A 24,462-nucleotide genomic window follows, 5' to 3' on the forward strand; every position below is an offset into this window, starting at 1 on the left:
AGTCGTGGACTTCGCCATGAGAAGAGCCGACCAACCTCCGACGTGCCGGCACAGCAGAATTCCTAGGGTTGAAGCACAACCCAAGGAGCACACCATGATCACCCTAGACTCGCTGACCAAGGACTACGGGAACAACCGAGCCGTCAACGAACTGAGCTTCACGATAGAGCCTGGAACCGTCACCGGGTTCCTCGGACCCAACGGCGCCGGAAAATCCACCACCATGCGCATGATCCTCGGACTTGATGCGCCCACCAGCGGGAAGTCGCTGATCAACGGGGTGGGCTACGAACAACGGCGCCATCCCATGCGCACCGTGGGAGCGCACATCACAGGAACCGCCGGCCACCCCGGACATACGCCTCGTACGCACCTGAAAGCACTCGCGCAATCCAACCAGATCCCGGCCAGCCGCATCGACGAAGTCCTGGCCCATGCCGGACTCGAATCGGTGGCAGCACAACGCATCGGCGGTTTCTCGCTGGGCATGCGCCAACGCCTGGGCATCGCCGCCGCTCTGCTCGGCGACCCGCAGATCCTCATCCTGGACGAGCCAATGAACGGACTGGATGCCGAAGGCATCGCTTGGATCCGCCAGCTCATGAAGAACCGGGCCGCCCAGGGAGGGACAGTTTTCGTCTCCAGCCACCTCATGAGCGAAGTGCAGCAGGTTGCAGACCAGCTGATCCTCATCGGACGCGGAGAACTGATCACCCAGGCACCTACCGACGAGCTCATCAGGGGTTTCGCCCGGCAAGTGATTGCAGTCCGCGCGCCGCAAGCTTCGGCGCTCGCCGGAGCCTTGGCCGGCCACGGTGCTGAAGTCACTGAGGGTGGCGGAAACCGTCTGGAAATTTCCGGGCTTTCCCTGGCGGAAGTCGGCGCCATCGCGTTCAGCAACGGTTTCGAGCTGCACGAGTTGAGCCAGGCATGCGGATCACTTGAATCGGCCTATAACCAATTGACACGAGACACGATGGGCAAATGAGCTCGCCAGCAATCAACCAAGCAACGTCCGGTTTGTAAGCCCCAGCGCTGATGGCCGCAACCCGAGCGGAAACCACCAGGTTCTTCGGCTTGAGATCCCTGACCGGGTTGTTCCTTGCCGGGTTCGTGGCAACCATCGCGTCGAGCTGGGTTCTGGGCATCAGCGCGAAAGCCAGCGGCGACAACGGCTTCGACACCGCGATGCCAGCCCCTTTGCTGGCCTTTGCAACCTTGCAATTCGGCCAGCTGTTCTTCGCGGCCGCCTCAGCGCTGCACATCACCAACGAGTACTCCAGTGGAACCATCGCCAGCTCCCTGCAGGCTGTCCCGCGACGCGGCATATTCCTCGGGGCCAAAGCACTACTGCTGTTCATCGTGAATTTCCTGGCCGGTGCTGTGATGATCTTGCTGGCCACCATTCCCACAGCGCTGAGCGCAGGGGAGTACGGCACATTCAGTTTCCCTGACATGGTGTCCGCGGCACTAGGAGCCGGAACCTACCTGGCGTTGCTGAGCTTGATGGTTCTTGGATTGGGTTTGCTCTGCCGCAATCCTGCAGGAACCATCGTCTGCGCCATCATGCTGGTCATCGGGTTGCCGCAGATCCTGCAATTGATCCCAATTGATTGGATCCAAGAGGTGATCCAGTATCTGCCAACCAATGCCGCGACGTTCATGGCGACAGGATCCAGCGAACCCTATGGGCCATCGGTGGCCTTGATGGTCCTGATTGCGTGGAGCGTTGCTTTGCTCGGCGCCGGATGCATCAGCTTGAAACGTCGGGATGCCTAGCCATGGGCGGGCGCCAGGCCGCCGGCCAGCGAAATTGCGCAGGCAGTGCACGGCGGGGCATCCGGCGTGATGCCCGAAACTCCCGCCGTGCGCATGCCGCCGCTTTTCTAGGCCTTGGACCGCAGCTGGGCCCGGTCGCGCCATGCTGCGGTGCTCCACAGTGCGAGCGCTATCAGCGCCGGTCTGGAAGAAGAGCCGGGCCAGTCGTTTCGCGTCGGTGTCCAAGCCGAACGCATCGCGTCCCTCCTGCCACTGGGCTAAATTGCCGGGGAACACCGCGACGAAGAAGAGCGCGGCGATCCAGCCCACGGCTACCCGCTTCTTGAGCAGCGCGAGCAGGGTAAGTCCCAGGCCGATTTCGACGACACCGGAAAGGATGACCGTCAGATCCGGATCCAGCGGGACGAAGTCCGGGACCTGGGAGCGAAATTCCTCGCGGGCAAAGGTCAGGTGGCTGACCCCGGCGAAGCCGAGAAATGAGCCGAGCGCCATCCGTGCTCCGTGCCGGGCGAAGCCCAGTGGCTTCCCCTCCCGGGAGCTAGTCATCGCTGACGCTCACTAGGACATTGATGTTGCCGCGGGTGGCATTGGAGTAGGGGCAGACTTGGTGAGCCGCATCGGCCAGTTCCTGGGCCAGTGCGGGTTCCAGGCCGGGAATGATGACTTCCAGCTCTACCGACAACTTGAATCCGTTCTCCCCGTCGCGGTTCAGGTGGACACGGCCGCCGACGCTGGAGTCGTCAATTTTTACCTTGCGGCCGCGCGCGACCAGATTTAATGCGGAGTGGAAGCAAGCGGCGTAGCCAGCGGCGAACAGCTGTTCCGGGTTGGTCCCGGCTCCCGAGCCGCCTAGTTCTGCCGGGGAGGCCAGGACCAGGTCGAGCTTGCCGTCGGCGGTCTGGACTCGGCCTTCGCGGCCTTGGCCGGTGGACAGGGACTCTGCGGTGTACAGGGTTTCCATGGAATTGCCTTTCGTTGATGGTGAAAGCTTGCAGCTATTTTCGGGAGGGTTGCTCCGCAGCAGGGATTTCCTGCATGGAAGTGGTGATGCGGTGCAGCGTTGCCAGCAGCGCTTTGGCGCTTTGCATGTCCGGCAGCCCGGTGCCGCAAGCAATCTGCGCCGGTATGTGCGCCAAGTCTTTGCGCAAGGATGTGCCAGCGGGAGTCAAGCTGACGTTGACGACGCGGCTGTCCTGGCCATTGCGGCGGCGTTCAATGAAGCCCTTCTGCTCCAGCCGGCGGAGTAGCGGAGACAGGGTCCCGGAGTCCAGCTGGAGCATTTCGCCGATCTCGCGCACCGGCTTATCGCCTTCGGTCCACAGTGAAACGAGCACCAAGTACTGGGTGTAGGTCAGCTGCCACGGGGCGAGCAGTTCGGTATATGCGCGGGTGGTTGCCCGGCTTGCCGAGTAGAGGGAGAAGCACACCATATCGTCAACTATTGCCATGGAATAATGATTGCACGCAATTCAATTGTGCACAACTTAAATATTAATGGTTTATCCGAGCTTGGAGCTGCAATCAACGCAGAACGGGGATTTGGACGTGGACGCGCTTCGCGTCCGTGAGCTGCCGTCGCTAAGCTGGGATCCATGAGCATCGGAAAACACCCGGCGAAGGCCGGCGGGCGCAACTGCCCCCGCCTGGCGGTCGTCCGCTCGCTGTTCCTGATCAGCGCGGTGCTTCTCGGCTTGTTCTCGATGCATGTGATGAACCATGGAGCCCAGGCGCAGTCCTTGGCCCAGGTGGCCCATGCACATCCGGCAGACGCCGAGCCCACGCCACATGCGCCGCCTGCCGACGCGGGTGGCTCGGAGCAGGGCTGCGCCGACTGTCCGATAGACCATGGCATGGCCGCCGCGGGTTGCGTGTTGGCGCTGCTGGCCATGCTGCTGTTCTTGCGGCCGCCGCATACCGTAGCCGTGCTCCCGACGGCGTTCCCGCAGACGTTGTGCGCGGCATCGGCGCTGCCTGGTATCGGGCCGGAAAAACCTGATCTGGTTGCCTTGGGGATCTGCCGAACGTGAGGGCTTGGCCGGTCCACGCACCGGCCTCCGGCTGGTTCCGGCGCCGCCGCAGGCGGGCGCCGTTTACGTTCGATATCCACCAGGAGAATTACCATGAACAAGCAGATCCTCATTTGCAGCGCCCTCGTGCTGGGCGCAACGCTCGCCCTCGCCGGATGCGCGGGGGAATCATCAAGTACCCCGGCGCCGAGCGCCTCAGCGTCCGATTCGCATGCCGGCCATTCCATGGACCAGTCAGCGTCAGCCAACGATGCCGATATGGCTTTCGCTTCGGGCATGAAGGTGCACCATGAACAGGCGATCGAGATGTCCGAGATGATCTTGGGCAAGAAAGACATCCCGCAGGAGGTCACAGCCTTGGCCGAGCGCATCAAGGCAGCCCAGGCGCCGGAGATCGAGCGAATGGATGGATGGCTGGACGAGTGGGACATGCCAGAAGGCATGGACCACGGCAGCATGGAGCACGATGGCATGGTTCCGGAAGACGGGATCAAGGCACTGCAGGAAGCTTCCGGAAAGGAAGCGGCGCAGCTGTTCCTCGAGCAGATGATCATGCATCACGAAGGTGCGGTGGACATGGCCGAGTCGGAGCTGGAGGACGGCCAGGATGCCGAGGCCAAGGAATTGGCTGGGCAGATCATCGACTCGCAAACCACTGAAATCGACGAGATGAAGCAGCTGCTGGCCGGCCTGTAAACGGTGCTGCGAACCAGGAAGATGGGATATCGCTTGACTCAACGAATTTCGCCCCCTTGCACTGCACGCTGGAAGGCGGCGGCAACTGGCGCTGGAACCGTCATGGCACTGGCCCTCCTCGCAGGGTGCAGTGCCGGGCAGCCAGCAAGCCAGTCTGCCACGACGGCGATCGACGCCGAGCACGCAGGGCAGTTCCTTGCCGAGCTGGGACTGGAGGGGTTGGACGCCAAGCAGGTCATCGACCAGCTCGATCGCTTGCCGCAGGACCAACGGCCTCAGAACTTCACCGCCCAGGTGAAGCCAACGCAGCTGGTGCTGGCCGATGAATCGGGACGCACCGCGAACCTGCCGCTGCCCGAAGACCAGTACTACCTCTCAGCCGCACCCTACGTGGACCAGACGCACAGCTGCCATTTCCATAGCCTCACCACCTGCGTGGGGCAGCTGCAAGGCGTGGAAATGAAGGTCAAGGCAGTCAACTCGGATACCGGTGAAGTTCTGGTGGACAAGGGAATGGAATCCTTCGACAACGGATTTATCGGCCTGTGGGTTCCGCGGGGAATTACTGTGGACCTGGAGTTCACGTATCAGGGAAAGACCGCGCAGACCACGGTGTCCACCGCCGGGGATGAGAACGCGACCTGCCTGACGGAGCTGCAGCTGGTGTAGCACCAATTGCCGCCGGCAGAGCACCAACGAACTCGGGCCTGCAACCACCGCGGTGGTTGCAGGCCCGAGTTCTATCGATGCTGAAAGTTAGCCGTCAGTCTTGGGCGGCGTCTGCTTCATCATCTCTTCGAACGCCCGGCGTTCCTTGCGCGAGACCGGAATCTGTCCGGTCAACGGGTTGACGACCTGATCGGCCGGTGCCGCCGGCTTTTCATTCTGGCCAGCCTTGCCCTTGTCCTTGACTAAGGCCTTGTCTTCCGACTTGGCCTTAGTCTTGGCATCGGCTGCCGGTGCAGCCTCCGGCGCGATCTTGGCGCTGGCGCTGTCCATGGCACGGGTCAGGTCCTGGGCCGCGGTGTGCTGCTGCGCAGAATGCTTGCGCGCGGAGCGGGCCTTGGCGTTCTTCTCCTTGCGGGACTCGACCAGGCGGTAGAGCACCGGCACCAGGATCAGCGTGAGCAAGGTGGAGGACACCAGGCCGCCGATGACCACCACAGCCAGCGGCTGGGAGATGAAGCCCGACTGGCCGGTCAGTCCCAGGCCCATCGGCACCAGCGCGAAGATGGTCGCCAGCGCGGTCATCAGGATCGGGCGCAGGCGCTGGCGGGCGCCGTGCATGATGGCATCCTCCAGGGCCATGGCCGGGCGCTCCGGGGTGTCCTGACGGTACTGGTTGATCAGGTCGATCAGCACAATCGCGTTGGTTACCACGATGCCCACCAGCATCAGCATGCCGATCAGCGAGGGCAGGCCCAGCGGGATGCCGGAGACCAGCAGCAGGCCGATCGCGCCGGTGGCGGCGAAGGGAATCGAGACCAGCAGGATCAGTGGCTGGATCAGGGACTTGAAGGTGGCCACCATGATCACGTAAACGATGGCGATGGCCGCCAGCAACGCCAGGTACAGCTGGTTGAAGGACTCGGCCTGCTCGGTGGCTGCGCCGCCGATTTCGGCTGTGGCGCCCTCGGGCAGCTGCACCGACTCCAGGCGCTCGGTGACGTTCTTGGACACATCCCCGAGCATGTTCTCCGCAGGGGTCAGGGTGACGGTGGCGATCCGCTCGCCGTTGGAGGTGGTGACCTGCTGGACCACCTTGGCGCGTTCCACGGTGGCCAGGTCCTGCAGTTCCTTGACGCCGGCGGCGGTCGGGATCTCCAGCTCGCGCAGCTTGTCAAGGCTGTCCAGGTCCATGCCCTCGCCGATCTGCACCGTCATGTCGGTGTAGTCCAGGCGCAGCGTACCGGCAGGAACAGGGGAGACCTGGGAGGCGACCATTCCCGCCAGCTGGGTTTCGGTCAACCCGGCCTCGGCGGCCTTGGTGGCATCGATATCGATGGAGACCTGCTCGCGTTCGGCCGAGAGGTTATCGGAGATTTCGGTGACGTGCGCGGTGCCTTCCAGCGCCTCGCGGGTCGCGGTGGTCGCCTCGCGCAGGATGCCCTCATCCGGGGCCTTGATCTCGACGGTGACATCGCTGGACATCATGGCCGAGGAGTTCGAGCCGAAGCTCAGATCCAGGTCCTTGGGCAGGTCGAGTGCCTCGACCTGCTCGCGCACCGTGTTCTTCAGCGCTTCCTGGTCCGCATCGGGATCGGTGATCACGGTGAAGCTGGCGGTGTCAGAGCCGGAGGAGAACATGGCCGCCATGCCGCTGGCGGTGCCCACGGTCAGCTGGACATCTTCGATGCCGTCGATGTCCGCGAGCTTGGATTCGATCTTCGCCGCTTCCTTCTCGGTGGTTTCCATGGCCGTGCCCGACGGCATTTCGGCGGTGATGGAGATCGAGTTCTCGCCTGTGGAACCCAGCAGGTTGGTGTTCAGCAGCGGGGTCATCGCCACGGTGCCGGCAAGCACCAGCACGGAGGCGAGCAGCGTGATGACCGGGTGCTTCTGGGTCTTCTGCAGCACCGGGATATAGGCGCGCTGCAGCCAGGACTTGTCTTCGGCTACGTGCACGGTGTGGGTTTCGCCGCTGCCCGGGCGGTGCGGCAGGAACCAGTACGCCAGCACCGGGACGATGGTCAGCGAGACCAGCAGCGAGGCCAGCAGCGCGATGGTCATGGTCAGCGCGAACGGGCTGAACAGCTCGCCGGCCATGCCGCCCACCAGGGCGATCGGCAGGAACACCGCCACGGTGGTCAGGGTCGCCGCGGTAATGGCGCCGGCAACTTCCTTGACCGCCAGCAAGATGGCCTGCGCCTTGGATTCGCCGTGGGCCAGATGGCGCTTGATGTTCTCGATGACCACAATCGAGTCATCCACCACGCGGCCAATGGAAATGGTCAAAGCGCCCAAGGTCAGCATGTTCAGCGTGTACCCGAAGACGTTCATCCCGATGAACGTCGCCATCAGCGACAGCGGGATGGAGATTGCGGTGACCAGGGTGGAGCGTACCGAGAAGAGGAACACCAGGATGATGATCACGGCGAAGCCCAGGCCCAGCGCGCCTTCCAGTGCCAGGTGCTTGATCGAGTCCTCGATGAACGGCGCCTGGTCGAAGATCGTGGTCATCGTGGCCTTGTGGCCCAGCTCCGCTTCCAGCTCGGCGAGCATCGCGGTGATGGCATGCGAGATGGCTACGGTGTCGCCATCCGGGGTCTTGGTGACCTGGATGGACAGGGTCTCCTCGCCGTTGGTGCGGGTGATGCTGGTGGCCTCGTCGGCCTGCACCGAGACCTCGGCGACGTCCTTGAGCAGCACCGGGCCGTTGTCGGTGACCAGCGGGATGTCCTTGATGGTGTCCAGGGTATCCGGGGTGGAACCTGCGATCACCGGAAGCTCCAGTCCGTCGACGTCCATGTTGCCGATCGGCATGGGGGAGCCGGCGTTCTCGATGCCGTCCTTCAGATCCGCGACGGACAGCCCGGCCTCGCGCATCTGGCTGTCCTTCGGGATCACCGCAATGTGCTGGGAGGAGCCGCCGGAGACCGAGGCCTCGCGGACGCCGTCGATCTTCTGCAGCTTGGGCAGGGTGATGCGCTCCACGTCGTCGTTGAGCGCTTCCAGCGACTGGTCCGAGGAGACCGCCAAGGCCAGCACCGGGAAATCGGCGATGGAACCGGCGAAGGCGGTCGGCTCCACATCCTCGGGCAGCTGGGACTTGGAGTTGGCAATGGCCCGTTCCACCTGGGTGCGTGCCCGGTCCATGTCCGTGCCGTATTCGAAGGTCAAGCCGATGCGGGTGAAGCCGGTCTGCGAGGTGGCCGTGGAGGATTCCAGGCCCTCGACAGCCTGCAATGCGGTTTCCAGCGGTTCGGCGACCTGTTCGTCGATCACCTCGGGGCTGGAACCCATTTGGGTTGCCATGACCGAGATCTGCGGGAATTCCAGTTCCGGGATCAGCTCCTGCTTGAGCGATCCCATGGAAATCACGCCGAAAACGGCGGCGAAAACCGTGATAAGCGCAATGAGCGCCCGGTTCTTCAATGACAAGATGGCCAAGCGCTGCATGCGGGTGCGGTCCTCGTTGTGTCGCAGTGGGAAGGGCTTATATCCAACTTTAGTTGGTTGCCATTGCACAACGGTCACCGAGAGATCTTAAGCACGCAAAAATCATCCGAATGGACTACCCGGCAGCCACACGGGGCCGGAATTGGATGCTGCTTTTTGATTTTTCGGGCTTGCGCCATTCTGCCGGCCTGACCCATGCGTAATTGGATGCCGCGGGTGCTTCCTTGGGCGGGAAACATTGGAAAGCGATCCCGGCGTTGTGAATTGCCGTTGCCGTTGATCAGTTGAAGAATCTGCCGATTGCGCGGTTCTTTTGGCCCGAATCGCGCGCATACTCGATCTACGGGATAGTCCCGCGCAACTTCGCAGAAGGGCAGGGCAGCCATGGATCGGGATACTCTACGCAGCGTGCAGCGGCCATTGAAGCAGCTGTACCGCGAGCAGCCGGAGGCTGGAAGCATCGTGCTGGAGGCCAGCGGAACGCTCGGAGAAGAAGGGCTGTCCTGCTCGGTGCACACCGGCCAAGCCCTGGTGGGCGCCGGCCTGCACCCGTCCACCGGCGGGGACGGGACATTGCCCTGCTCGGGGGATATGCTCCTGCAGGCGCTGGTGGCCTGTGCCGGTGTCACCTTGGCCGCGGTGGCGATCAACCGCTCGCTGAGCGTGAGCGGCAGCGTCCACGCGAGCGGCGTGCTGGATGTGCGCGGCACCTTGGGATTGGATCCCGACGCCGCGGTGGGGTTCAGCTCGATCAAGCTGTCCTTCGAGCTGCAGACCGAGGCCAGCGAGCAGGAAGTGGCGCAGCTGATCGAGGCCACCGAAAAGTATTGCGTGGTGCTCCAGACCCTAAAATCCCCGCTGGATATCGAGGTCGCCGCATCGGTGCAATAACCCGCGGTACTTCTTAGCCCGGATATGCGAAGAACCGCCCACCAATGCTGGTGGACGGTTCTCGTGGTGCCAGGTGGCTACAGACCCAGGGACTTGTCGGTAGCTGCCTTGACCTCGGCGTAGAGTGCCGGGTTCTCGTTCAGCTTCTGGCCGTAGGAAGGAATCATGTCCTTCAGCTTCGACTCCCAGCCGGCGAACTGCTTCGGGAAGCAGCGCGAGAGCAGGCCGATCATGATCGGGGTAGCGGTCGAAGCGCCTGGCGAAGCGCCGAGCAGGCCGGAGATCGAGCCGTCCGAGGAGGTGATGACCTCGGTGCCGAACTGCAGCACGCCGCCCTTCTTGGCATCCTTCTTGATGACCTGGACGCGCTGGCCAGCGGTGATCAGTTCCCACTTGGAGCCATCCGCCTGAGGGAAGTACTCTGCCAGCGACTCGTCCTTCTTGGCCCGCGACTTGAGAACTTCCTTGATCAGGTAGGTAGTCAGATCCAGGTTGTCCTTGCCCACGGCCAGCATCGGGATGATGTTGTGCGGACGCAGGGACAGTGGAAGATCCAGCTGGCCGGTGGACTTCAGGAAGTTCATCGAGAAGCCGGCGTACGGGCCGAACATCAGCGAGCGCTTGCCGTCGACAAAGCGGGTGTCCAGGTGCGGCACCGACATTGGAGGTGCGCCCACGGAAGCCTGGCCGTAGACCTTGGCATGGTGCTGGTCGATGACGGTCTCGTCGGTGCAACGCAGGAACTGGCCGGAGACCGGGAATCCGCCGAAGCCCTTGATCTCGTCGATGCCTGCCTTCTGCAGCAGCGGCAGTGCTCCGCCGCCTGCGCCGACGAACACGAACTTGGCCTTGACGTTCTTCACTGCGCCCGAAGCGTTGTCCTTGACGGTCAGCTCCCAGCCGGCGCCCGAACGCTTGAGGCCCTTGACCTTGTGGCCGTAGTTCACCGAGGCGCCGGCGGCGCTCAGCGAGTCGGTCAACTCGCGGGTCAGCCGGCCGAAGTCGACGTCGGTGCCGGAGACGACGCGGGATGCGGCGACCTTCTGCGAGGCGTCGCGGCCCTTGGCAACCAGCGGGGTCCACTCGTTGATGGTGTCCAGGTCGTTGGTGATTTCCAGTTCGTCGAACAGGGCGTTCGGCTTCAGCGCCTCGTAGCGGGTCTGCAGGTACTTGGAGTGGTCCTCGCCGATGACGAAGGACATGTGCGGCAGGGCGTTGATGAAGCTGTTGTCAGCTACGCGCTTGTTCTCCACGGCCCACGAGTAGAACTGGCGGGACACCTGGAACTGCTCGTTGATGCCGATGGCCTTGGCCGGATCGACCGAGCCGTCAGCCTTGGCAGCGGTGTAGTTCAGCTCGCACAGTGCCGAGTGGCCGGTGCCTGCATTGTTCCAAGGGGAGGAGGATTCCTGCCCGGCCTTGTCCAGGTTCTCGAAAAGACCAATGGACCAGGTTGGCTCCAGCTGGTTGATCATGGTGCCAAGGGTGGCACTCATGATGCCGGCACCGATTAGTACTACGTCAAAAGATTCGGTTGACGTTTCAGAAGGCACGAGGATCTCCATCGACAGTGATACTTTGCTCTATCCCAGAGTAGACCCATATCCCCGGGGCCAGAAATCGTTAACTGGGTTAACGGTCGCTAACTTGAGATGGACGGTGAATTCGTCATCTGCACATCCGCGTAGCACTCATTGAGCATTGGCGATGGCGGATAGAAGGTGACGTTTCCGTTAAACGCCAGCGCAGAGATCGGAAAGACCAAGGGGAGCGCGGGCAGATCGGTGTTCAGGGTCTTGAGGATATCGGCATAGGCGGCGGTCCGCTCCTCGCCAAATGGGACGGAACGGGCCAGTAGGACCTGTGAGTCAAGTAACGCCGAGGTGTAGCCGAACTCATTCTCCTTGGAAGCCAGGATGCCCGAAAGGAAGTCGTCGGCGGAACGGTAGCCGCCGGAGAAGCCCAGCAGGTGCAGCCCATTGAAGTCCTTGGACTGCACGGTCTGCACGTAGCCATCGGTCCAGGCGATCGGCTTGGGCTTGATGCGGATCCCCACCGCGGCCAGGTCGTCGGCGATCTGCGCGAAGGTGCGCTCGGGCAACGGCAGGTAATTCCGCGAAACCCGCAGCGGATAGGCGAATTCGATTTCTTCACCGTCGTAGCCCAGCTGGTCCAGCAACGCCTTGGCCTTCGTGGCGTCGTGGTTGGGGGTTTCTTCCGGAGCCGGGATGCTCAAGGCAGGCGGCAGCAGGGTGGAAGCATGCTTGGATCCTTGCAGGAACAGCTTCTCGGCCAGTGAGCTGCGGTTGATTGCATGGGCGATGGCCAGGCGGAAATCCGGCTTGGCCAGCCACTTGTTGCGCTGGTCCATGCCGATGTAGAGCACCGAGAAGGGGTCGCGCTGGACGACCACCTTGGCATTGCGCACCAGGGTGCGCATGATGTCCACCGACACCATGTCGAAGCCGTCGATTTCATCGGCCAGCAGCGCGCCTTCGCGGTTGTAGGGCGAAGGAACTGCGGAGATCAGCGCGACTTCAGGATGCCCGGTGTTATTGTCCAGGCGCGCCTGGTTCCAGTAGTCCTTGAAGATCTCCAGGCGCACCACGCCGTTGCCATTGGAGACGAAGGTGTAGGGCCCGGTACCTACCGGGTGGGTGGACAGCGACTGGGCAGGATTCTGCTTTGGTCCGCCGGTCAACGCGCTCGGTGCGGCGATGGCCATGCCCGGCAAGGTCAGCGCGTCGACCAGCCCTGGCAGCCTGCGGCGCAAGTTCAAGGTGACCACGTACTCGCCGGTGGCCTCGACGGACGCGAAATAGCTTGCCGAACCCGCGGAGGATTTGCCTTCAAAGAGCTTCGTCTCGAACTGCTTGGACAACTCTTCGAGCTGTTCGGTGCGCGACTGCTGGGTGGCCAGCTCTTCTTCGGTAGCCTCGCCAATGCTCTTGAAGGTCTTCTCAAGTTCCTTGGCGGTGGGCAGCTTGGGGATGTCGCTGTCGATGTGGAAGATGTTCGCGAAACCCTGGCTGGAGGCGGTGCGCAGCTGCGGCGACAAGTTCTCCCAGCGGTTGAAGTTGGCGACCACTGCCTTTGCGGTCAATTCGGTGCCGTCATGGAAGAGCACGCCCTGGCGCAGGGTGAAGGTGTAGCGCAGGCCGTCGGGGCTTTCGGTCCAGGATTCGGCCAGGCCGGCTACGGTGCTGCCGGTATCCGGATCGATGTCGACCAGTGTTTCGTAAACCTGGCGGGTGATCCGGAAGGATTCGTTATCGCCGACGATGGCAGGATCAAGCTTGACCGGGGGAGCGGCTGCCGCCAAGCGCAAGGTCCGCGGAACAGGCGTCGCGCTGGCGGAGGCCGAGGGCGAAGCGGAGGTGGCGGGTTCGGAATTGCCGGTGCAGGCGGTCAGCGCCAGTGCGGTTGTCGCCAATGTACCGGTCAGCAATGCGCGTCGTGATACGGGTTTCGGTGGCAATTCGGGCACGGGGATGGCTCATCTTCCTTCGGCAGGCGGTACTGCTTTGCGCAGGGAACAAGCAGGGAGCAATGCGCAAAGGTATTTATCAAAGATAGCGCACCACGTCCACAGCTCCGGGAGCCAAAACTCCCGGAGCCGTCAACTGTCACTAAATTGTTAGCTGCGGTGCACGAGGTTCTCGCCGTCGTTGGCCGCCGCCCAGGCCTGCACCTGCTTCTTGAGCAGCTTCACCATGCGCGGGAAGAACGCCTTGGTGTTCCCGCCATTGTGCGGAATGACCAACGCATTGGGGTGCTGCCACAAGGGATGGCCGGCAGGCAGCGGTTCCGGGTCGAAGACATCTGATGCCATGTTCAAGCGGCCCGAGGCGACTTCCGCCACGATGGCGTCGGTGTCCACCACCGGACCGCGGGCCACGTTGATGACCGTCGCGCCGTCAGGAAGCTTGGCCAGCAATTGCGCATCCACCAGGTGGCGGGTGGAATCATTCAGTGGCACGATCAGGATCAGCACCTCGATTTCCGGCGCACGAGCCGCCAGCTCGGAGGTTGCGAAGACCTCGCCGTGCTCATCGGTGCGGGCGGTCGATCCGAAGCGCAAGAGATTGACTTCGAAAGGCTCCAGGCGCTTGCGGATTTCCTCGCCGATGCCGCCCACGCCAACCAAGCCCACGGTACGGTCAGCTAACCCGGGCCATTGCTGGGGATTCCATCGGCCCTGCTGCTGATCGCGCACCGATTGCGGAAAGCCCCGCAAGGAGGCGATGGCCAGTCCCAGTGCCATCTCGGCGGTAGCCGCCGCGTGGACGCCGGACGCTGTATTGATATCGGCGCGGTCGCCGATCAGGTCGATCATTCCATCAAAACCGGTTGTCTGCGTCTGGACCACCGTGACATTGGGCGCCTTGCGGAGGTTCTCCAGCGTCCGGGGATTCGCCATGTAGGGAAGGACGGCAATGTCGATGTCTTCCAGCGGGGTCTCGGGGTCGTTCTCCAAGTCCCAGAGCACTGCCTTGAGATTTTCCGGGATCGGTCCGACCGCATCAATCAGTTCTTGGGAGGGGAATGAAATCGTTCGTTGGGTGCTCATGGAATCACTGTACAAACCCCTTCCGCTCTTTGGTAGTAACCCCTAGTCATCTCCTGTAATGAAGGTCACCGCGGAATACTGGCAATCGAATTTGCGCTGAGGGAAATTGCTGGTAAAGTTTTATCTCGTTGCGAAAGCGCGAAGCCCAAAAAGCTTCTAGAACATCGCAGCGGGCGCCTCTAGCTCAATTGGCAGAGCAAATGACTCTTAATCATTAGGTTCCGGGTTCAAGTCCCGGGGGGCGCACGAACAATTTGTTCGGTTCACCAGACAGCTTGTTTATATAAATCAATACGCGCCTTTAGCTCAATTGGTAGAGCAAATGACTCTTAATCATTAGGTTCCGGGTTCGAGTCCCGGAGGGCGCACAAAACAAAGGTCAGGCTTCGGTCTGGCCTTTTTTGTTGACAATGCGCGATTCTGCGATTCCGGTCATGGCGCCAGGCCGAAATTTACCGGCCACGGGGCTTGTCCGCTGGCAATGCCGGGGCAGATCAGCGTTTCGACTCGTGCCCGTTTGCGGCTCGCGGCGCAGCGACCGCGATGGCGAACTTCTAGCGGATGGTCGGCGTTATGGAATATGCAACTACGGTGCGCGATGGCAATGGGCATTGCCGAAGTGAAAACTTGTGTGTTTTAGATTACTTCGCCATCGGAGTAGTCGTGATAACATGAACCTGACTTGGATGTTTATCTTTGCGGACTGGATGCTGGGCGATTTTTGCTTTTGCGCCATTTCTGCCTATGATTGTCTACGTCGCAATGACGGGTTCTGAAAAAGAACTAGTCAGAGCGAGGAAGCGCCTTTAGCTCAATTGGTAGAGCAAATGACTCTTAATCATTAGGTTCCGGGTTCGAGTCCCGGAGGGCGCACAGTAGATCCGATCTGATTCATCAGGTCGGATTTTTTGTATACCGCAAAGAAAAGAGGATCAGCTCATGAGTACTCCCGCAACGGCTAACCGCCTGTCCGTCGGCGACCAGGCCCCTGATTTCACCTTGCAGGACGCTGCCGGCAATTCCGTCTCCTTGTCCGATTACCGTGGCAAGAAGACCATTGTGTACTTCTATCCAGCGGCATCCACCCCTGGCTGCACCAAGCAGGCGTGCGACTTCCGTGATTCGCTCGAATCATTGAAGGGCCTGGGCTATGCAGTTCTGGGCATCTCCCCGGACAAGACCGCAAAGCTTGAAAAGTTCGTTGCCAACGAAGAACTGAATTTCCCGCTGCTTTCCGATGAAGATCACGCGGTGGCTGAAGCCTATGGTGCTTGGGGAGAAAAGAAGAATTACGGCAAGGTCTACGAAGGCCTGATCCGCTCCACGATCGTGGTCGATGAAGAGGGCAAGGTTGCGCTCGCGCAGTACAACGTGCGTGCCACCGGACATGTGGCAAAGCTGCGCCGTGACTTGGGGATTGATCCGAAGTAACCGCTGCCCTTGACTGATTTCATATCAGGCCCGAGTTCCGCTACACTAAATGAGGTCGCCTTCAGGGAAACGGTGTTTCCGGTGTAGCGCTAGCGAGTATGGCGGAATTGGTAGACGCGCTGGATTTAGGTTCCAGTGTCTTCGGACGTGAGAGTTCAAGTCTCTCTACTCGCACCAACAAAACCCTGCGGTCTGATTCCATCGGCCGCAGGGTTTTCTGCATGCATCCATCACGCACGGCGTAAGTTCCAATTAGGCACGCGACCGAGATCCGATCAGGAGAGGCACCATGTCCGCCAAAGACCTGCCCACCATGTACGGGCTAGCTGAATCCGATCCTGGCCAGAAGCTGATCAAGCGGGCTGGCGTCGTGGATGCGGATCTGCAGCAAATCGACCGGATCATGGCTGAAATGGGCCGGATGCGCCAGATCGAGCGCAGGATCATGCGCAGCTCGCAGCAGTACATGAAACTGAACGAAACTGACATGCGCGCCATCCGCAAGATGATCTCCGCCAAGCATGCCGGGCAATCGGTCACCCCTGGCGCCCTGAGCCAGTATTTGGGAATTTCCAGTGCGTCGGTCACCAAGATGATTGACCGGTTGGAGGCCCGTGGCCATGTGCGGCGCACCAAGCATCCAACCGACCGTCGCTCGCAGTGCGTGGAAGTGACCGAGGAAACCCATCTGGCCGCCGGCGAGCAGGTCGGCCGGCATCATGCCAAGCGATTCGAAGTCGCCAAATCGCTGAGCCCCGAAGAACGGGAAGTGGTGATCCGGTTCCTTGCCAGCACCTCTGATGCCATGGAAAGCAGCCTCGACGAAGCGGGCCCCGGCGAAACCGAATAGCCCCGGAGCAGCAGGAGCTGCTCAGCCCTCCTCTTCCTTTTCCGCATCGCGCACGATGTTCTTGATGGTGGCCGGGAAAATGGCGCCATGGAACGGGAATACCGCCCACCAATAGCAGCGTCCTGCCAGGCCGCGCGGGAAGAACACCGCACGCTGGATCAGTTCCGTTCGCCCCTCGCTGTCCTTCCCGATGCGGTAATCCAGCCAGGCCCGCCCCGGGGCGCGCATCTCAGCGCGCAAGCGCAGCAGGCTGTTCTCTTCCAGGGCTTCCACCCGCCACCAATCCAGCACATCTCCCAGCGCCAAGGTACTATGCGAGCGCCTGCCGCGCCGTGAGCCTACGCCTCCCGCCAGCTTGTCCATCAGGCCGCGCAGCTTCCACAGGGCGGGGAAGGCGAAATAGTGCGAATCCCCGCCAAGCCGTTGCAGCACGCTGAACAGCTGCGCCGCGGTGGCGCTGGTGCTGATCCGGCGGATGTCCGTGTAGGCCTTGCGCCCTGCCCAGTCCGGGTCTGAAGGCAGCGGTTCGGCCGGGGCGGCGATCGGCTGGGCGGTGGCCCAGCTGGTTTGCACCGCGTCAGCATCCATCTTCTCCAGCGCCAGCTGCACCGCGCGCGGATAGTCGCACGGCCCTTCGGCTGGCGGGGCAATCAGCGCATCGATCTCCCGCGAGCCCATCACGCAATCATGCTGCAGCGACTGCACCAGCGCCGATGCCAGGGTGTGCGGCAACGGCGTCACCAGATTCACCCAGTGCGAGGCCAGCCGCGGGGTCAGCAGCGGCAGCGGCCAGATGCTCGGCTCGCGCAGGCCGGCCACCCGGGCATAGATCTTCATCAGCTGGGCGTAGCTGTAGGTGCTTGGCCCGCCGATGTCATAGGTGCCCTGCGCGGGTTCCGCCAGCTCGGCGCAGGCCGCAAGGTAGTGCAGGGTGTCGCGGATGGCGATGGGCTGTACCTGGTTCAGCACCCATCGCGGTGCCGGCATTACCGGCAGCACATCGCTCAGGTGCCTGACCATTTCGAAACTGGCCGAGCCCGAGCCGATCACCAGGCCTGCCTGGAGCACCAGCGTGCTGGCGGCCTCCGACAGGATTTCTCCCACGGCCACCCGTGATGCCAGATGCTCGCTGAGTTCGCCGGCGGGATGCAGGCCCGAGAGATAGACCAGCTGGCCGACCGATTGCTCCCGCGCGGCCTGCGCCACAACCTGTGCGCAGGCTTTCTCCTGGGCCGCGAAATCTCGGGTTCCCGACATCGAGTGCACCAGGTAGTAGAGCAGGTCCACGTCCTTGCAGAGCCTGGCCACGGCGTCCCGGTCCTGCAGGTCGCCCTCGACGACTTCCACCTGGCTGCGCCAGGGTATATCGCGCAGGCGATGAGCATCACGGGTGAACACCCTGACCTGCTGCCCATTGCTTAACAGCAGCGGCACCAGCCGTCCGCCAATATATCCGCTGGCTCCGGTTACCGCGATCAAGCTCATGGCGCCGTTACCCCGCGCTGGCGCCAGGCGATGGCCAGCGAGCCGAGAAGCAGCAATGCAGCGCAGCCCAAGCCGGCGTAGCCCACCAGCTCGGACTGGTTGCTGCCGGCCAGCCGGCTCGCGCCGATCCAGGCAAGGCCCCAGGCGATGGCCACCGCGGTGAAGATCCTGCCCGAGTAGGCGGTGATGCCCAGACCGATGCCCGCTGCCGCCACCAGTAGCACCACAGCCAATCCCGGCGTCCAGGAAGCGCCTTCGCCGACGCCCAGTGAGAGCAGCCACGCTGCGGTGTTGGCAATGCTGGCCACGCAGACCCAGCCCAGGTAGATGCCGAAGGTCAGCCACATGATCCAGTATTCGGTGCGCGAGCCAGGGGTGCCGGCCATCATGAGGGACAGCATCCAGGCCAGGCAGGCAACCAGGGCGAAGATCATCGCGACGCTTACTCCCAGCCAGCCGAGCTGCACGACGGTAATCCAGGCGGCGTTCAGCAGAGCCGAAAGCAGCGCGGGCATCCGCAACCTAGCTGCCCAGGCCGAGCGGCGCCCGGCGGGCGTGAGCTGGAAAATTCCGTAGACGGCCAGTCCTGCATAGATCACGCTCCAGATGGAGAACGCGGGGCCGGCCGGTGCCAGCAAAGTCGCATCGGCGCTGAGATAGCCGCCGGCTGCCTGCTGGATCGGGGTCCCGCCCAGGGCGCCGCTGCCGATGAACGAGGCGGCGATGGCCAGAACCAGTGCCAGCGCCGTGATCACCGGCAGCGTCCACGATGCCGTGGCCGTTCGAGCCGGCAGGGGGAAATCGGGGGAATTGGTTGAACTGCTCATCGTGCGCTCCTGAAAGGTCGATGGAAAGTTTTTCCCGTTTCGAGTCGACAAAACGAGATAGTTAAACCATGATGTATCTAGGCAAGCTAAATATCAACAAGGCGAGAGAACTGATCATGGAATGTCCAGCAGTGCTGACGACCTCGGAACTCTTCCGGGAGCTGTTGCGGCTGACGCGCTCCTACGCCCTGTGCGAGGCACGCTTGCGGCATCGGCTTGGCCTGAACGATACAGACCTGCGCGCGGTGAACCTGCTGCGCTCCATGCAAACACCCAGCTCCGGGCAACTGGCCCGCGAACTCGGGGTCTCATCGGCAGGAATCACCTCGGTCCTGGATCGGCTGGAGGCCCGCGGAGTGGTGGAAAGACGGCATCACGCCTCGGACCGCCGGCGCACCTTGGTGGTCCCGGGACCCAATTTCCCTGTGTCCACCGGACCGGGACAGGTACTGCTTCGGCATCTGCACACCTTCAGTGCGCAACTCGACGAGCCGGATCGCGTCCGGCTGCGCGCCGAGCTGGAAGCTTCCCGGCGTGAACTTGACCAGCGGGAGACCGGGAGCAGTGAAGAACACCAAGCAACCACACCACAACCTGGGAGCAGGGAATCATGAGAACGCACACCACCACGCACCAGTCCCTGCCGGGTCCAGCAGCGCCAGCGCACACTCCGCCATCGCAAATCCCGCCAGCCGGGCGCGGGCTCATCGATGCCGCCACCCGGCAGGCCATCAGCGGCCGGCTGGAACTTCTGGCCATCCAGGCCCAGCGGCGCAGCGCCGCCTACTCGGAGCAGACCGCGCTGCTCTGGTCCCGAATCGGCGCACGCCTGGGAACCGGCAAGCTCATGCGGCCGGGGCTGGTGATGCTCGGCTACCGGGCGTTCGGCGGACGCAACGAAGCCCGTGCCATCGACTTGGGCTGCGCCTTCGAGCTGCTGCATGCGGCCCTCTTGATCCATGACGACGTGGTGGACCGCGATTTCGTGCGCCGCGGCGAGCCGACCATCTCGGCGGTCTACCGCGACCACGCGCTGGCCAACGGCCGGAATCCTGCCGATGCCGAGCATGCGGGCAATTCGGTGGGCATCATCGCCGGGGACCTGCTGATCAGCGAGGCGATCAAGCTCGCCGCCCGCGCCGCGGCCGGCAGCGATGCCGAAGCCGGCGTGGAACAAGCCTTCTTCCAAGCCATCGAGCAGGCAGGAGCCGGAGAACTCGAAGACCTGCTCTACTCGCTGGGCCCGGCTCCTGCCACCACCAGCCAGGTGCTGCGCATGGAGCAGATGAAAACCGCCGCCTACTCCTTCCAGCTGCCGCTGCAGGCAGGAGCCCTGCTGGCCGGAGCGCACCCCGCGCAGGCCGAAGCCCTCGGCACGGTGGGCTGCCAGCTCGGCGTGGCCTACCAGATCATCGATGACGTGCTGGGCACCTTCGGGGATCCGGCGCGCACCGGCAAGCCGGTGGAATCTGATCTGCGCGAATTCAAGAGCACCATCCTGCTGGCCCTGGCCAGCGAGCAACCAGAATTCTCCGCACTGCTCAACGGATTCCGCGAGGGAACGGTGGATGCCGTCAGGATCCGCCAGGAGCTGGCGGCGCAGGGAGCAGAGCGCTTCGCCCGCCAGCTGGCTGCGCAGCTGTGCTCGCGGGCCACCGGCTCCGCCGCCTTCCTGGACTTGCCCGAAGAAGCCCGCACGCTGCTGCTCGAATGCACCAGCCTGGTCCTGGATCGAAGCAGCTGAACACCATGAAACGCGATACTTCCCTGAAGCCCGCTGCCGGCACCGCCGCCCTGGAGCACTACTCGCGCGCCGCCCAGCGCAGCGCACGGGTGGTGCTGGGCGAATACTCCACCTCGTTCTCGCTGGCCTGCAGGATGCTGGATGCCGGCAGTGCCCGGCACATTGCCAATATCTATGCGCTGGTGCGCCTGGCCGATGAGATCGTGGACGGGGTGGCCTGCCAGGCCGGTCTGGATAACCAGGCCATCGGAGGCTGCCTCGATGAGCTGGAAGCCGAAACCCTGCGCGCCATGGCCCGCGGCTACAGCACCAACATGGTGGTCCATGCCTTCGCTATCTCCGCCCGGGCCACCGGCATCAACGCCGCGCTCACCGGCCCGTTCTTCGCATCCATGCGCGCGGACCTTTCCACCGGGCAGCACGACGCGCGCAGCCTAGAGGACTACATCTACGGCTCGGCCGAAGTCATCGGGCTGATGTGCCTGCAGGTCTTCCAGGCGATGCCCGGCGCACCTGAACTGGACCGGGCCGAGGAGCAGCAGGCCCGCCAGGCTGCCCGCAGCCTGGGCGCGGCCTTCCAGAAGGTCAACTTCCTGCGCGATCTGGCCGAAGACAGCCAGGACTTGGGACGCAGCTACTTTCCCGGGATCAACCCGGCCCGCTTCGACGAGCAGGGCAAGGCGCTGCTGGTGGAGCAGATCGAGCAGGACCTGGCCCAAGCCCGCGCCGGGATGCCTTATCTGGCCCCAGCAGCGGCCCGGGCGGTGCGCCTGGCCCACGACCTGTTCCGCGAACTGAATTCCCAGCTGGGCAAGGCCGACGCCGCCGACCTGCTGCGCACCCGCATCTCGGTCTCCACCCCGCGCAAGGCGCTGATCGCCGCCCGCGTGCTGCTGGGAACAAGCCGCAGCGCGCACCGCAAGCAACTCATGGAAAGAGCACGCAGATGAAGAACGAAAACCCGGACGTCGTCGTCATCGGGGCAGGCTTCTCCGGCCTGGCCAGTGCCGGGCTGCTGGCCTCCCGGGGCTGCAAGGTCACCGTCATCGAGCAGCAGCCGCATCCCGGCGGACGCTCAGGGCGCCTGGAACGCGAAGGGTTCCGCTTCGACACCGGGCCCTCCTGGTACCTGATGCCCGAGGTCTTCGAGCACTGGTTCCGGCTCATGGGCACCAGCACCAGCGAACAGCTTCAGCTGCGCGAGCTGGATCCCGGCTACCGCGTCTTCTTCCAGCACCGCGACGCACCCGTGGACGTGGGCACCGGTGCCGCGGCCAGCGCCATGTTCGAAGCCCTGGAACCGGGCAGCGCTCCAGCCCTGGCACGCTACCTGCGCACCGCGAAGGAAGGCTACGAACTGGCCCTGGAGCATTTCCTCTACGATGATTTCAGCTCGCTGACCGGGCTGCTGCCCCCGAAGATCCTGCGCCGTGCCCCGCAACTGGCCAAGCTGCTGGCCACCAGCCTGGCAGGCCATGCCGCCCGGCGTTTTGCCAGCACCGAGATCCGCCAGCTGCTCGGCTACCCGGCGGTGTTCCTGGGCTCCAGCCCGAAGCGCACCCCAGCGCTCTACCAGCTGATGAGCCACCTGGATTTGGCCGACGGGGTCAAATACCCGATGGGAGGCTTCGCCGCCGTGGCCGATGCCATGGCCGCGCTGGCCCGCAAGCACGGCGCATCCATCCACCTCTCGGCCACCGCAACGGCCATTGAAACCAGCCCGGGAAAGAACCCGCGGGTCGCCGCGGTGCGCTGGATCGATGAGCACGGCAAGGCGCAGCGCACCGAGGCCGCGCATGTCATCGGAGCCGCGGACGTGCGCCACCTGGACGGCGAGCTGCTGCCCGAAGAACTGCAGACCCATACCGCCAAGAGCTTCCAGCGCAAGGACCCCGGCCCCAGCGCGGTGCTGCTCTGCCTGGGGGTCAAAGGCAAGCTGCCCCAGCTGGAACACCACAACCTGCTGTTCACCACCGACTGGGACGAGAACTTCTCGCGCATCCGCAATGGGCAGGCGCTGCAGGAAGAAACCAGCATCTATGTCTGCAAGCCCAGCGCCACCGACCCGGACGTGGCACCGGCGGGCTGCGAGAACCTGTTCATCCTGGTCCCAGCCCCAGCCGTTCCCGGATGGGGGATGGGCGCCGCCGATGGCGCAGGAGCCGCCATGGTCGAGGCGGTGGCCGACGCTGCCATCGACCAGCTGGCTTCCTGGGCCGGCATCGAGGATTTGCGGTCGCGGATCGTGGTGCGCCAGAGCATCGGCCCGGGGGACTTCGCCGCCCAGTACGGCGCTTTCAAGGGCGGTGCGCTGGGCTTGGCCCATACCCTGGGGCAAAGCGCCATGCTGCGTCCGGGCAACCGCAGCGCCACCGTGCGCGGGCTGCACTATGCCGGCAGCACCGTGCGCCCCGGAATCGGGGTGCCGATGTGCCTGATCAGCGGGGAGCTGGCAGCCAAGGCAGTGCTCGGTGTCTCCGGTGCCGGGCCGATGGCCGAAAGCGGTGCTGCAACGCTGGCGCAGGAGGCCGGAGCATGATCTATTTGGGCATCCTGTTGTTTCTGCTTGCCTGCATGGTGCTGCTGGATGCCAAAGGGAAGCTGTTTCTCTTCCGCCACCCCGTGCGCGGGATCCTGGCCCTTGCCCTGGGCACCGGTTTCTTCGTGCTCTGGGATGTGCTGGCCATCAGGCAGGGCATCTTCCTGCACAAGGAATCGCAGCTCATGACCGGGATCATGGTGGGCGAGCAGTTCCCGCTGGAAGAAGTCTTCTTCCTTATCTTCCTGTGCTACTGCGCGATAATCGCCTTCGCCGGCCTCCCGATGCTGGTCCGCGGGCTGCGAGGTGAGCGGCATGTTCCTTGAATTGAGCTTCTGCTTCCTTGCCGCGGCCATGGCCATCTTCGCCGCCGGGCTGGCCGCCAGCAAGCAGCGCCTGCGCACGGTGATCAAGCCGCTGGGCTCCGCATTGGCCGTGATGCTGGTGCTCACCGCGATTTTCGACAACCTGATGATCTACGCCGGGCTGTTCGGCTACGGCAGCGGCACGCTGTCCGGGGTGCATATCGGCCTGGCCCCGATCGAGGACTTCTTCTATGCCGCTTGCGCGGTCTTCCTTCTCCCCGGACTGTGGTGGCTGCTCGGCGCAGGCAGAAAGGATGCTTCATGATCCGCGGAATCGTTGCCAGCTCACGGCCCATTTCCTGGGTGAATACCGCCTACCCGTTCGCCGCCGCCTATCTGCTGGCCGGCGGGGGAGTTGATTGGCGCTTTGTCCTGGGCACGGTGTTCTTCCTGTTTCCCTACAATCTGCTGATGTACGGCATCAACGACGTCTTCGACTACGAATCGGATCTGCGCAATCCGCGCAAGGGCGGAATCGAGGGGGCGCTGCTGTCCCGGCAGAGCCACAAGGCGCTGCTCATCGCCTGCGTTGCGTGCGCCGTTCCGTTCCTCGTGGTGCTCGCAGCGGCGGGAAGCCTGGTGGCCAACCTCGTGCTGGCCGTGTCCATCTTCGCTGTGCTTGCCTATTCGGCACCGCGGCTGCGCTTCAAGGAACGGCCCGGGTTGGACTCGCTGACCAGCGCGGTGCATTTCGTTTCGCCGGCGGTCTACGGCTGGGTGCTCGCTGGTGCCAGCGTGCAGCCCGGGCAGTGGCTGGTCTTTGGCGCATTCCTGCTGTGGGGGATGGCCAGCCATGCCCTCGGCGCAATCCAGGACATCATTCCCGATCGCCAGGGCGGCCTGTCATCGATTGCCACCGCCTTGTCCGCCCGCACTACCATCTGGCTGGTCCTTGCCGGCTATGTGCTGGCCGGAGTGCTGGTGGTCGCCGGGGTGCAGGGGATCGGCCGCTGGTCGTCGCTGCTGGCCCTGCCCTATGTGCTCAACGTCCTACCGCATCTTGGGGTCAGCGACGCGAGCTCGGGTACGGTTAATCGAGGATGGAAGAGATTCTTGTGGATCAACTACCTGTGCGGTTTCCTGCTGACCATGCTCCTGATCTTTTCGGCACTATTCACCTAACTAGACCCGGATGGGGA

The 24,462-nt window shown here is 63.4% G+C and carries 23 protein-coding genes and 4 tRNA genes; 19 read left to right on the plus strand and 8 right to left on the minus strand.

All coding sequences use genetic code 11. From position 1 onward, the window contains the following. The first annotated feature begins 94 nt into the window (after positions 1 to 94). Positions 95 to 988 carry an ABC transporter ATP-binding protein gene (locus ATK23_RS03795; RefSeq protein WP_066137742.1) on the plus strand — a complete coding sequence of 298 codons (894 nt, stop codon included), beginning with the start codon at positions 95 to 97 and terminating at the stop codon, positions 986 to 988. Between the two features lie 50 nt (positions 989 to 1,038). Continuing rightward, positions 1,039 to 1,779 (plus strand): ABC transporter permease, encoded by a 741-nt coding sequence (locus ATK23_RS03800; protein WP_066137744.1) that lies wholly within the window; start codon positions 1,039 to 1,041, stop codon positions 1,777 to 1,779. Between the two features lie 538 nt (positions 1,780 to 2,317). Here ATK23_RS03800 and ATK23_RS03810 read toward each other — a convergent pair. Together ATK23_RS03810 and ATK23_RS03815 are read right to left on the minus strand one after the other, a co-directional pair. Further along, a complete protein-coding gene (locus tag ATK23_RS03810) occupies positions 2,318 to 2,740 on the minus strand; it encodes an organic hydroperoxide resistance protein (protein ID WP_066137747.1) in 423 nt (140 codons plus the stop codon). Positions 2,741 to 2,774: 34 nt separating this feature from the next. After that, entirely contained in the window at positions 2,775 to 3,227 is a 453-nt protein-coding gene (locus ATK23_RS03815) for a MarR family winged helix-turn-helix transcriptional regulator (RefSeq protein ID WP_245858293.1), read from the minus strand. Between the two features lie 144 nt (positions 3,228 to 3,371). Between ATK23_RS03815 and ATK23_RS03820 the strand changes: the two genes are divergently transcribed. From ATK23_RS03820 to ATK23_RS03830, 3 genes are all read left to right on the plus strand, one after another. Then, positions 3,372 to 3,806, plus strand: coding sequence for a DUF6153 family protein (locus ATK23_RS03820; RefSeq protein WP_066137749.1), 435 nt, complete (start codon positions 3,372 to 3,374; stop codon positions 3,804 to 3,806). A gap of 93 nt (positions 3,807 to 3,899) precedes the next feature. Then, complete coding sequence (locus ATK23_RS03825; protein ID WP_066137750.1) at positions 3,900 to 4,502, plus strand: DUF305 domain-containing protein; 603 nt, start codon at positions 3,900 to 3,902, stop codon at positions 4,500 to 4,502. 102 nt (positions 4,503 to 4,604) lie between these two features. Next, entirely contained in the window at positions 4,605 to 5,171 is a 567-nt protein-coding gene (locus tag ATK23_RS03830) for a CueP family metal-binding protein (RefSeq protein ID WP_066137751.1), read from the plus strand. 87 nt (positions 5,172 to 5,258) lie between these two features. Here ATK23_RS03830 and ATK23_RS03835 read toward each other — a convergent pair whose 3' ends face one another. Next, positions 5,259 to 8,621, minus strand: a complete 3,363-nt coding sequence (locus ATK23_RS03835; RefSeq protein ID WP_066137753.1) for an efflux RND transporter permease subunit — start codon at positions 8,619 to 8,621, stop codon at positions 5,259 to 5,261. A 408-nt stretch (positions 8,622 to 9,029) separates the two neighbouring features. On the opposite strand from ATK23_RS03835, the gene ATK23_RS03840 reads away from it, so the two are divergent. Then, positions 9,030 to 9,512 (plus strand): OsmC family protein, encoded by a 483-nt coding sequence (locus ATK23_RS03840; protein WP_211286060.1) that lies wholly within the window; start codon positions 9,030 to 9,032, stop codon positions 9,510 to 9,512. A gap of 77 nt (positions 9,513 to 9,589) precedes the next feature. Here ATK23_RS03840 and ATK23_RS03845 read toward each other — a convergent pair whose 3' ends face one another. The 3 genes from ATK23_RS03845 to ATK23_RS03855 form a co-directional block, all read right to left on the minus strand. Continuing rightward, positions 9,590 to 11,077: a malate:quinone oxidoreductase gene (locus ATK23_RS03845; protein WP_084083742.1), complete on the minus strand. Its 1,488-nt coding sequence runs from the start codon at positions 11,075 to 11,077 to the stop codon at positions 9,590 to 9,592. Between the two features lie 77 nt (positions 11,078 to 11,154). Beyond that, complete coding sequence (locus ATK23_RS03850) at positions 11,155 to 12,999, minus strand: ABC transporter substrate-binding protein (RefSeq protein WP_157801628.1); 1,845 nt, start codon at positions 12,997 to 12,999, stop codon at positions 11,155 to 11,157. Between the two features lie 150 nt (positions 13,000 to 13,149). Further along, the gene (locus ATK23_RS03855; protein ID WP_066137759.1) at positions 13,150 to 14,082 is read right to left on the minus strand and encodes a 2-hydroxyacid dehydrogenase; all 933 of its coding nucleotides are present in this window, start codon (positions 14,080 to 14,082) and stop codon (positions 13,150 to 13,152) included. A gap of 173 nt (positions 14,083 to 14,255) precedes the next feature. Between ATK23_RS03855 and ATK23_RS03860 the strand changes: the two genes are divergently transcribed. From ATK23_RS03860 to ATK23_RS03885, 6 genes are all read left to right on the plus strand, one after another. Continuing rightward, a tRNA-Lys gene (locus tag ATK23_RS03860) sits at positions 14,256 to 14,328 on the plus strand. A 49-nt stretch (positions 14,329 to 14,377) separates the two neighbouring features. Next, positions 14,378 to 14,450 (plus strand) — tRNA-Lys (locus ATK23_RS03865). Between the two features lie 432 nt (positions 14,451 to 14,882). Beyond that, positions 14,883 to 14,955: transfer RNA gene (locus ATK23_RS03870), tRNA-Lys, on the plus strand. A gap of 66 nt (positions 14,956 to 15,021) precedes the next feature. Then, positions 15,022 to 15,513 carry a thioredoxin-dependent thiol peroxidase gene (gene bcp, locus ATK23_RS03875; RefSeq protein ID WP_038991372.1) on the plus strand — a complete coding sequence of 164 codons (492 nt, stop codon included), beginning with the start codon at positions 15,022 to 15,024 and terminating at the stop codon, positions 15,511 to 15,513. A gap of 92 nt (positions 15,514 to 15,605) precedes the next feature. Further along, positions 15,606 to 15,690: transfer RNA gene (locus tag ATK23_RS03880), tRNA-Leu, on the plus strand. 112 nt (positions 15,691 to 15,802) lie between these two features. Continuing rightward, on the plus strand, positions 15,803 to 16,363 hold the full coding sequence (locus ATK23_RS03885) for a MarR family winged helix-turn-helix transcriptional regulator (RefSeq protein ID WP_066137761.1): 561 nt from the start codon (positions 15,803 to 15,805) through the stop codon (positions 16,361 to 16,363). A 21-nt stretch (positions 16,364 to 16,384) separates the two neighbouring features. Here the strand turns inward: ATK23_RS03885 and ATK23_RS03890 are convergent, their stop codons facing one another. Together ATK23_RS03890 and ATK23_RS03895 are read right to left on the minus strand one after the other, a co-directional pair. Continuing rightward, on the minus strand, positions 16,385 to 17,848 hold the full coding sequence (locus tag ATK23_RS03890; protein WP_066137765.1) for an SDR family oxidoreductase: 1,464 nt from the start codon (positions 17,846 to 17,848) through the stop codon (positions 16,385 to 16,387). Then, positions 17,845 to 18,675 (minus strand): TspO-related membrane protein, encoded by an 831-nt coding sequence (locus ATK23_RS03895; protein WP_066137770.1) that lies wholly within the window; start codon positions 18,673 to 18,675, stop codon positions 17,845 to 17,847. The genes ATK23_RS03890 and ATK23_RS03895 overlap by 4 nt, the downstream gene beginning before the upstream one ends. A 68-nt stretch (positions 18,676 to 18,743) precedes the next feature. On the opposite strand from ATK23_RS03895, the gene ATK23_RS03900 reads away from it, so the two are divergent. From ATK23_RS03900 to ATK23_RS03930, 7 genes are read left to right on the plus strand one after another with little or no spacing between them, the layout of a single operon-like run. After that, complete coding sequence (locus ATK23_RS03900; RefSeq protein ID WP_083515397.1) at positions 18,744 to 19,289, plus strand: MarR family winged helix-turn-helix transcriptional regulator; 546 nt, start codon at positions 18,744 to 18,746, stop codon at positions 19,287 to 19,289. Beyond that, complete coding sequence (locus tag ATK23_RS03905) at positions 19,286 to 20,419, plus strand: polyprenyl synthetase family protein (protein WP_083515398.1); 1,134 nt, start codon at positions 19,286 to 19,288, stop codon at positions 20,417 to 20,419. The genes ATK23_RS03900 and ATK23_RS03905 overlap by 4 nt, the downstream gene beginning before the upstream one ends. Positions 20,420 to 20,424: 5 nt before the next feature. Continuing rightward, positions 20,425 to 21,369 (plus strand): phytoene/squalene synthase family protein, encoded by a 945-nt coding sequence (locus ATK23_RS03910; protein WP_066138937.1) that lies wholly within the window; start codon positions 20,425 to 20,427, stop codon positions 21,367 to 21,369. Beyond that, the gene (gene crtI, locus ATK23_RS03915) at positions 21,366 to 22,958 is read left to right on the plus strand and encodes a phytoene desaturase family protein (RefSeq protein ID WP_066137777.1); all 1,593 of its coding nucleotides are present in this window, start codon (positions 21,366 to 21,368) and stop codon (positions 22,956 to 22,958) included. Before ATK23_RS03910 ends, crtI begins: the two co-directional genes overlap by 4 nt. Next, a complete protein-coding gene (locus ATK23_RS03920) occupies positions 22,955 to 23,284 on the plus strand; it encodes a lycopene cyclase domain-containing protein (protein ID WP_066137780.1) in 330 nt (109 codons plus the stop codon). The genes crtI and ATK23_RS03920 overlap by 4 nt, the downstream gene beginning before the upstream one ends. Further along, positions 23,274 to 23,588: a lycopene cyclase domain-containing protein gene (locus ATK23_RS03925; protein ID WP_066137783.1), complete on the plus strand. Its 315-nt coding sequence runs from the start codon at positions 23,274 to 23,276 to the stop codon at positions 23,586 to 23,588. The genes ATK23_RS03920 and ATK23_RS03925 overlap by 11 nt, the downstream gene beginning before the upstream one ends. Then, on the plus strand, positions 23,585 to 24,445 hold the full coding sequence (locus ATK23_RS03930; RefSeq protein ID WP_066137789.1) for a prenyltransferase: 861 nt from the start codon (positions 23,585 to 23,587) through the stop codon (positions 24,443 to 24,445). The genes ATK23_RS03925 and ATK23_RS03930 overlap by 4 nt, the downstream gene beginning before the upstream one ends. The last annotated feature ends 17 nt before the right edge of the window (positions 24,446 to 24,462 follow it).

It is taken from the genome of Glutamicibacter nicotianae (assembly GCF_002797775.1).
Classification (GTDB): Bacteria; Actinomycetota; Actinomycetes; order Actinomycetales; family Micrococcaceae; genus Glutamicibacter; species Glutamicibacter nicotianae.

Coding starts and splice junctions, on each gene's coding strand:
- ATK23_RS03845 (WP_084083742.1), bottom strand. CDS start 11,077: ATGGAGATCCTCGTGCCTTCTGAAACGTCAACCGAATCTTTTGACGTA.
- ATK23_RS03815 (WP_245858293.1), bottom strand. CDS start 3,227: ATGGCAATAGTTGACGATATGGTGTGCTTCTCCCTCTACTCGGCAAGC.
- ATK23_RS03930 (WP_066137789.1), top strand. CDS start 23,585: ATGATCCGCGGAATCGTTGCCAGCTCACGGCCCATTTCCTGGGTGAAT.
- crtI (WP_066137777.1), top strand. CDS start 21,366: ATGAAGAACGAAAACCCGGACGTCGTCGTCATCGGGGCAGGCTTCTCC.
- ATK23_RS03855 (WP_066137759.1), bottom strand. CDS start 14,082: ATGAGCACCCAACGAACGATTTCATTCCCCTCCCAAGAACTGATTGAT.
- bcp (WP_038991372.1), top strand. CDS start 15,022: ATGAGTACTCCCGCAACGGCTAACCGCCTGTCCGTCGGCGACCAGGCC.
- ATK23_RS03810 (WP_066137747.1), bottom strand. CDS start 2,740: ATGGAAACCCTGTACACCGCAGAGTCCCTGTCCACCGGCCAAGGCCGC.
- ATK23_RS03900 (WP_083515397.1), top strand. CDS start 18,744: ATGATGTATCTAGGCAAGCTAAATATCAACAAGGCGAGAGAACTGATC.
- ATK23_RS03925 (WP_066137783.1), top strand. CDS start 23,274: ATGTTCCTTGAATTGAGCTTCTGCTTCCTTGCCGCGGCCATGGCCATC.
- ATK23_RS03905 (WP_083515398.1), top strand. CDS start 19,286: ATGAGAACGCACACCACCACGCACCAGTCCCTGCCGGGTCCAGCAGCG.
- ATK23_RS03920 (WP_066137780.1), top strand. CDS start 22,955: ATGATCTATTTGGGCATCCTGTTGTTTCTGCTTGCCTGCATGGTGCTG.
- ATK23_RS03885 (WP_066137761.1), top strand. CDS start 15,803: ATGTCCGCCAAAGACCTGCCCACCATGTACGGGCTAGCTGAATCCGAT.
- ATK23_RS03800 (WP_066137744.1), top strand. CDS start 1,039: ATGGCCGCAACCCGAGCGGAAACCACCAGGTTCTTCGGCTTGAGATCC.
- ATK23_RS03825 (WP_066137750.1), top strand. CDS start 3,900: ATGAACAAGCAGATCCTCATTTGCAGCGCCCTCGTGCTGGGCGCAACG.
- ATK23_RS03795 (WP_066137742.1), top strand. CDS start 95: ATGATCACCCTAGACTCGCTGACCAAGGACTACGGGAACAACCGAGCC.
- ATK23_RS03890 (WP_066137765.1), bottom strand. CDS start 17,848: ATGAGCTTGATCGCGGTAACCGGAGCCAGCGGATATATTGGCGGACGG.
- ATK23_RS03830 (WP_066137751.1), top strand. CDS start 4,605: ATGGCACTGGCCCTCCTCGCAGGGTGCAGTGCCGGGCAGCCAGCAAGC.
- ATK23_RS03895 (WP_066137770.1), bottom strand. CDS start 18,675: ATGAGCAGTTCAACCAATTCCCCCGATTTCCCCCTGCCGGCTCGAACG.
- ATK23_RS03910 (WP_066138937.1), top strand. CDS start 20,425: ATGAAACGCGATACTTCCCTGAAGCCCGCTGCCGGCACCGCCGCCCTG.
- ATK23_RS03820 (WP_066137749.1), top strand. CDS start 3,372: ATGAGCATCGGAAAACACCCGGCGAAGGCCGGCGGGCGCAACTGCCCC.
- ATK23_RS03835 (WP_066137753.1), bottom strand. CDS start 8,621: ATGCAGCGCTTGGCCATCTTGTCATTGAAGAACCGGGCGCTCATTGCG.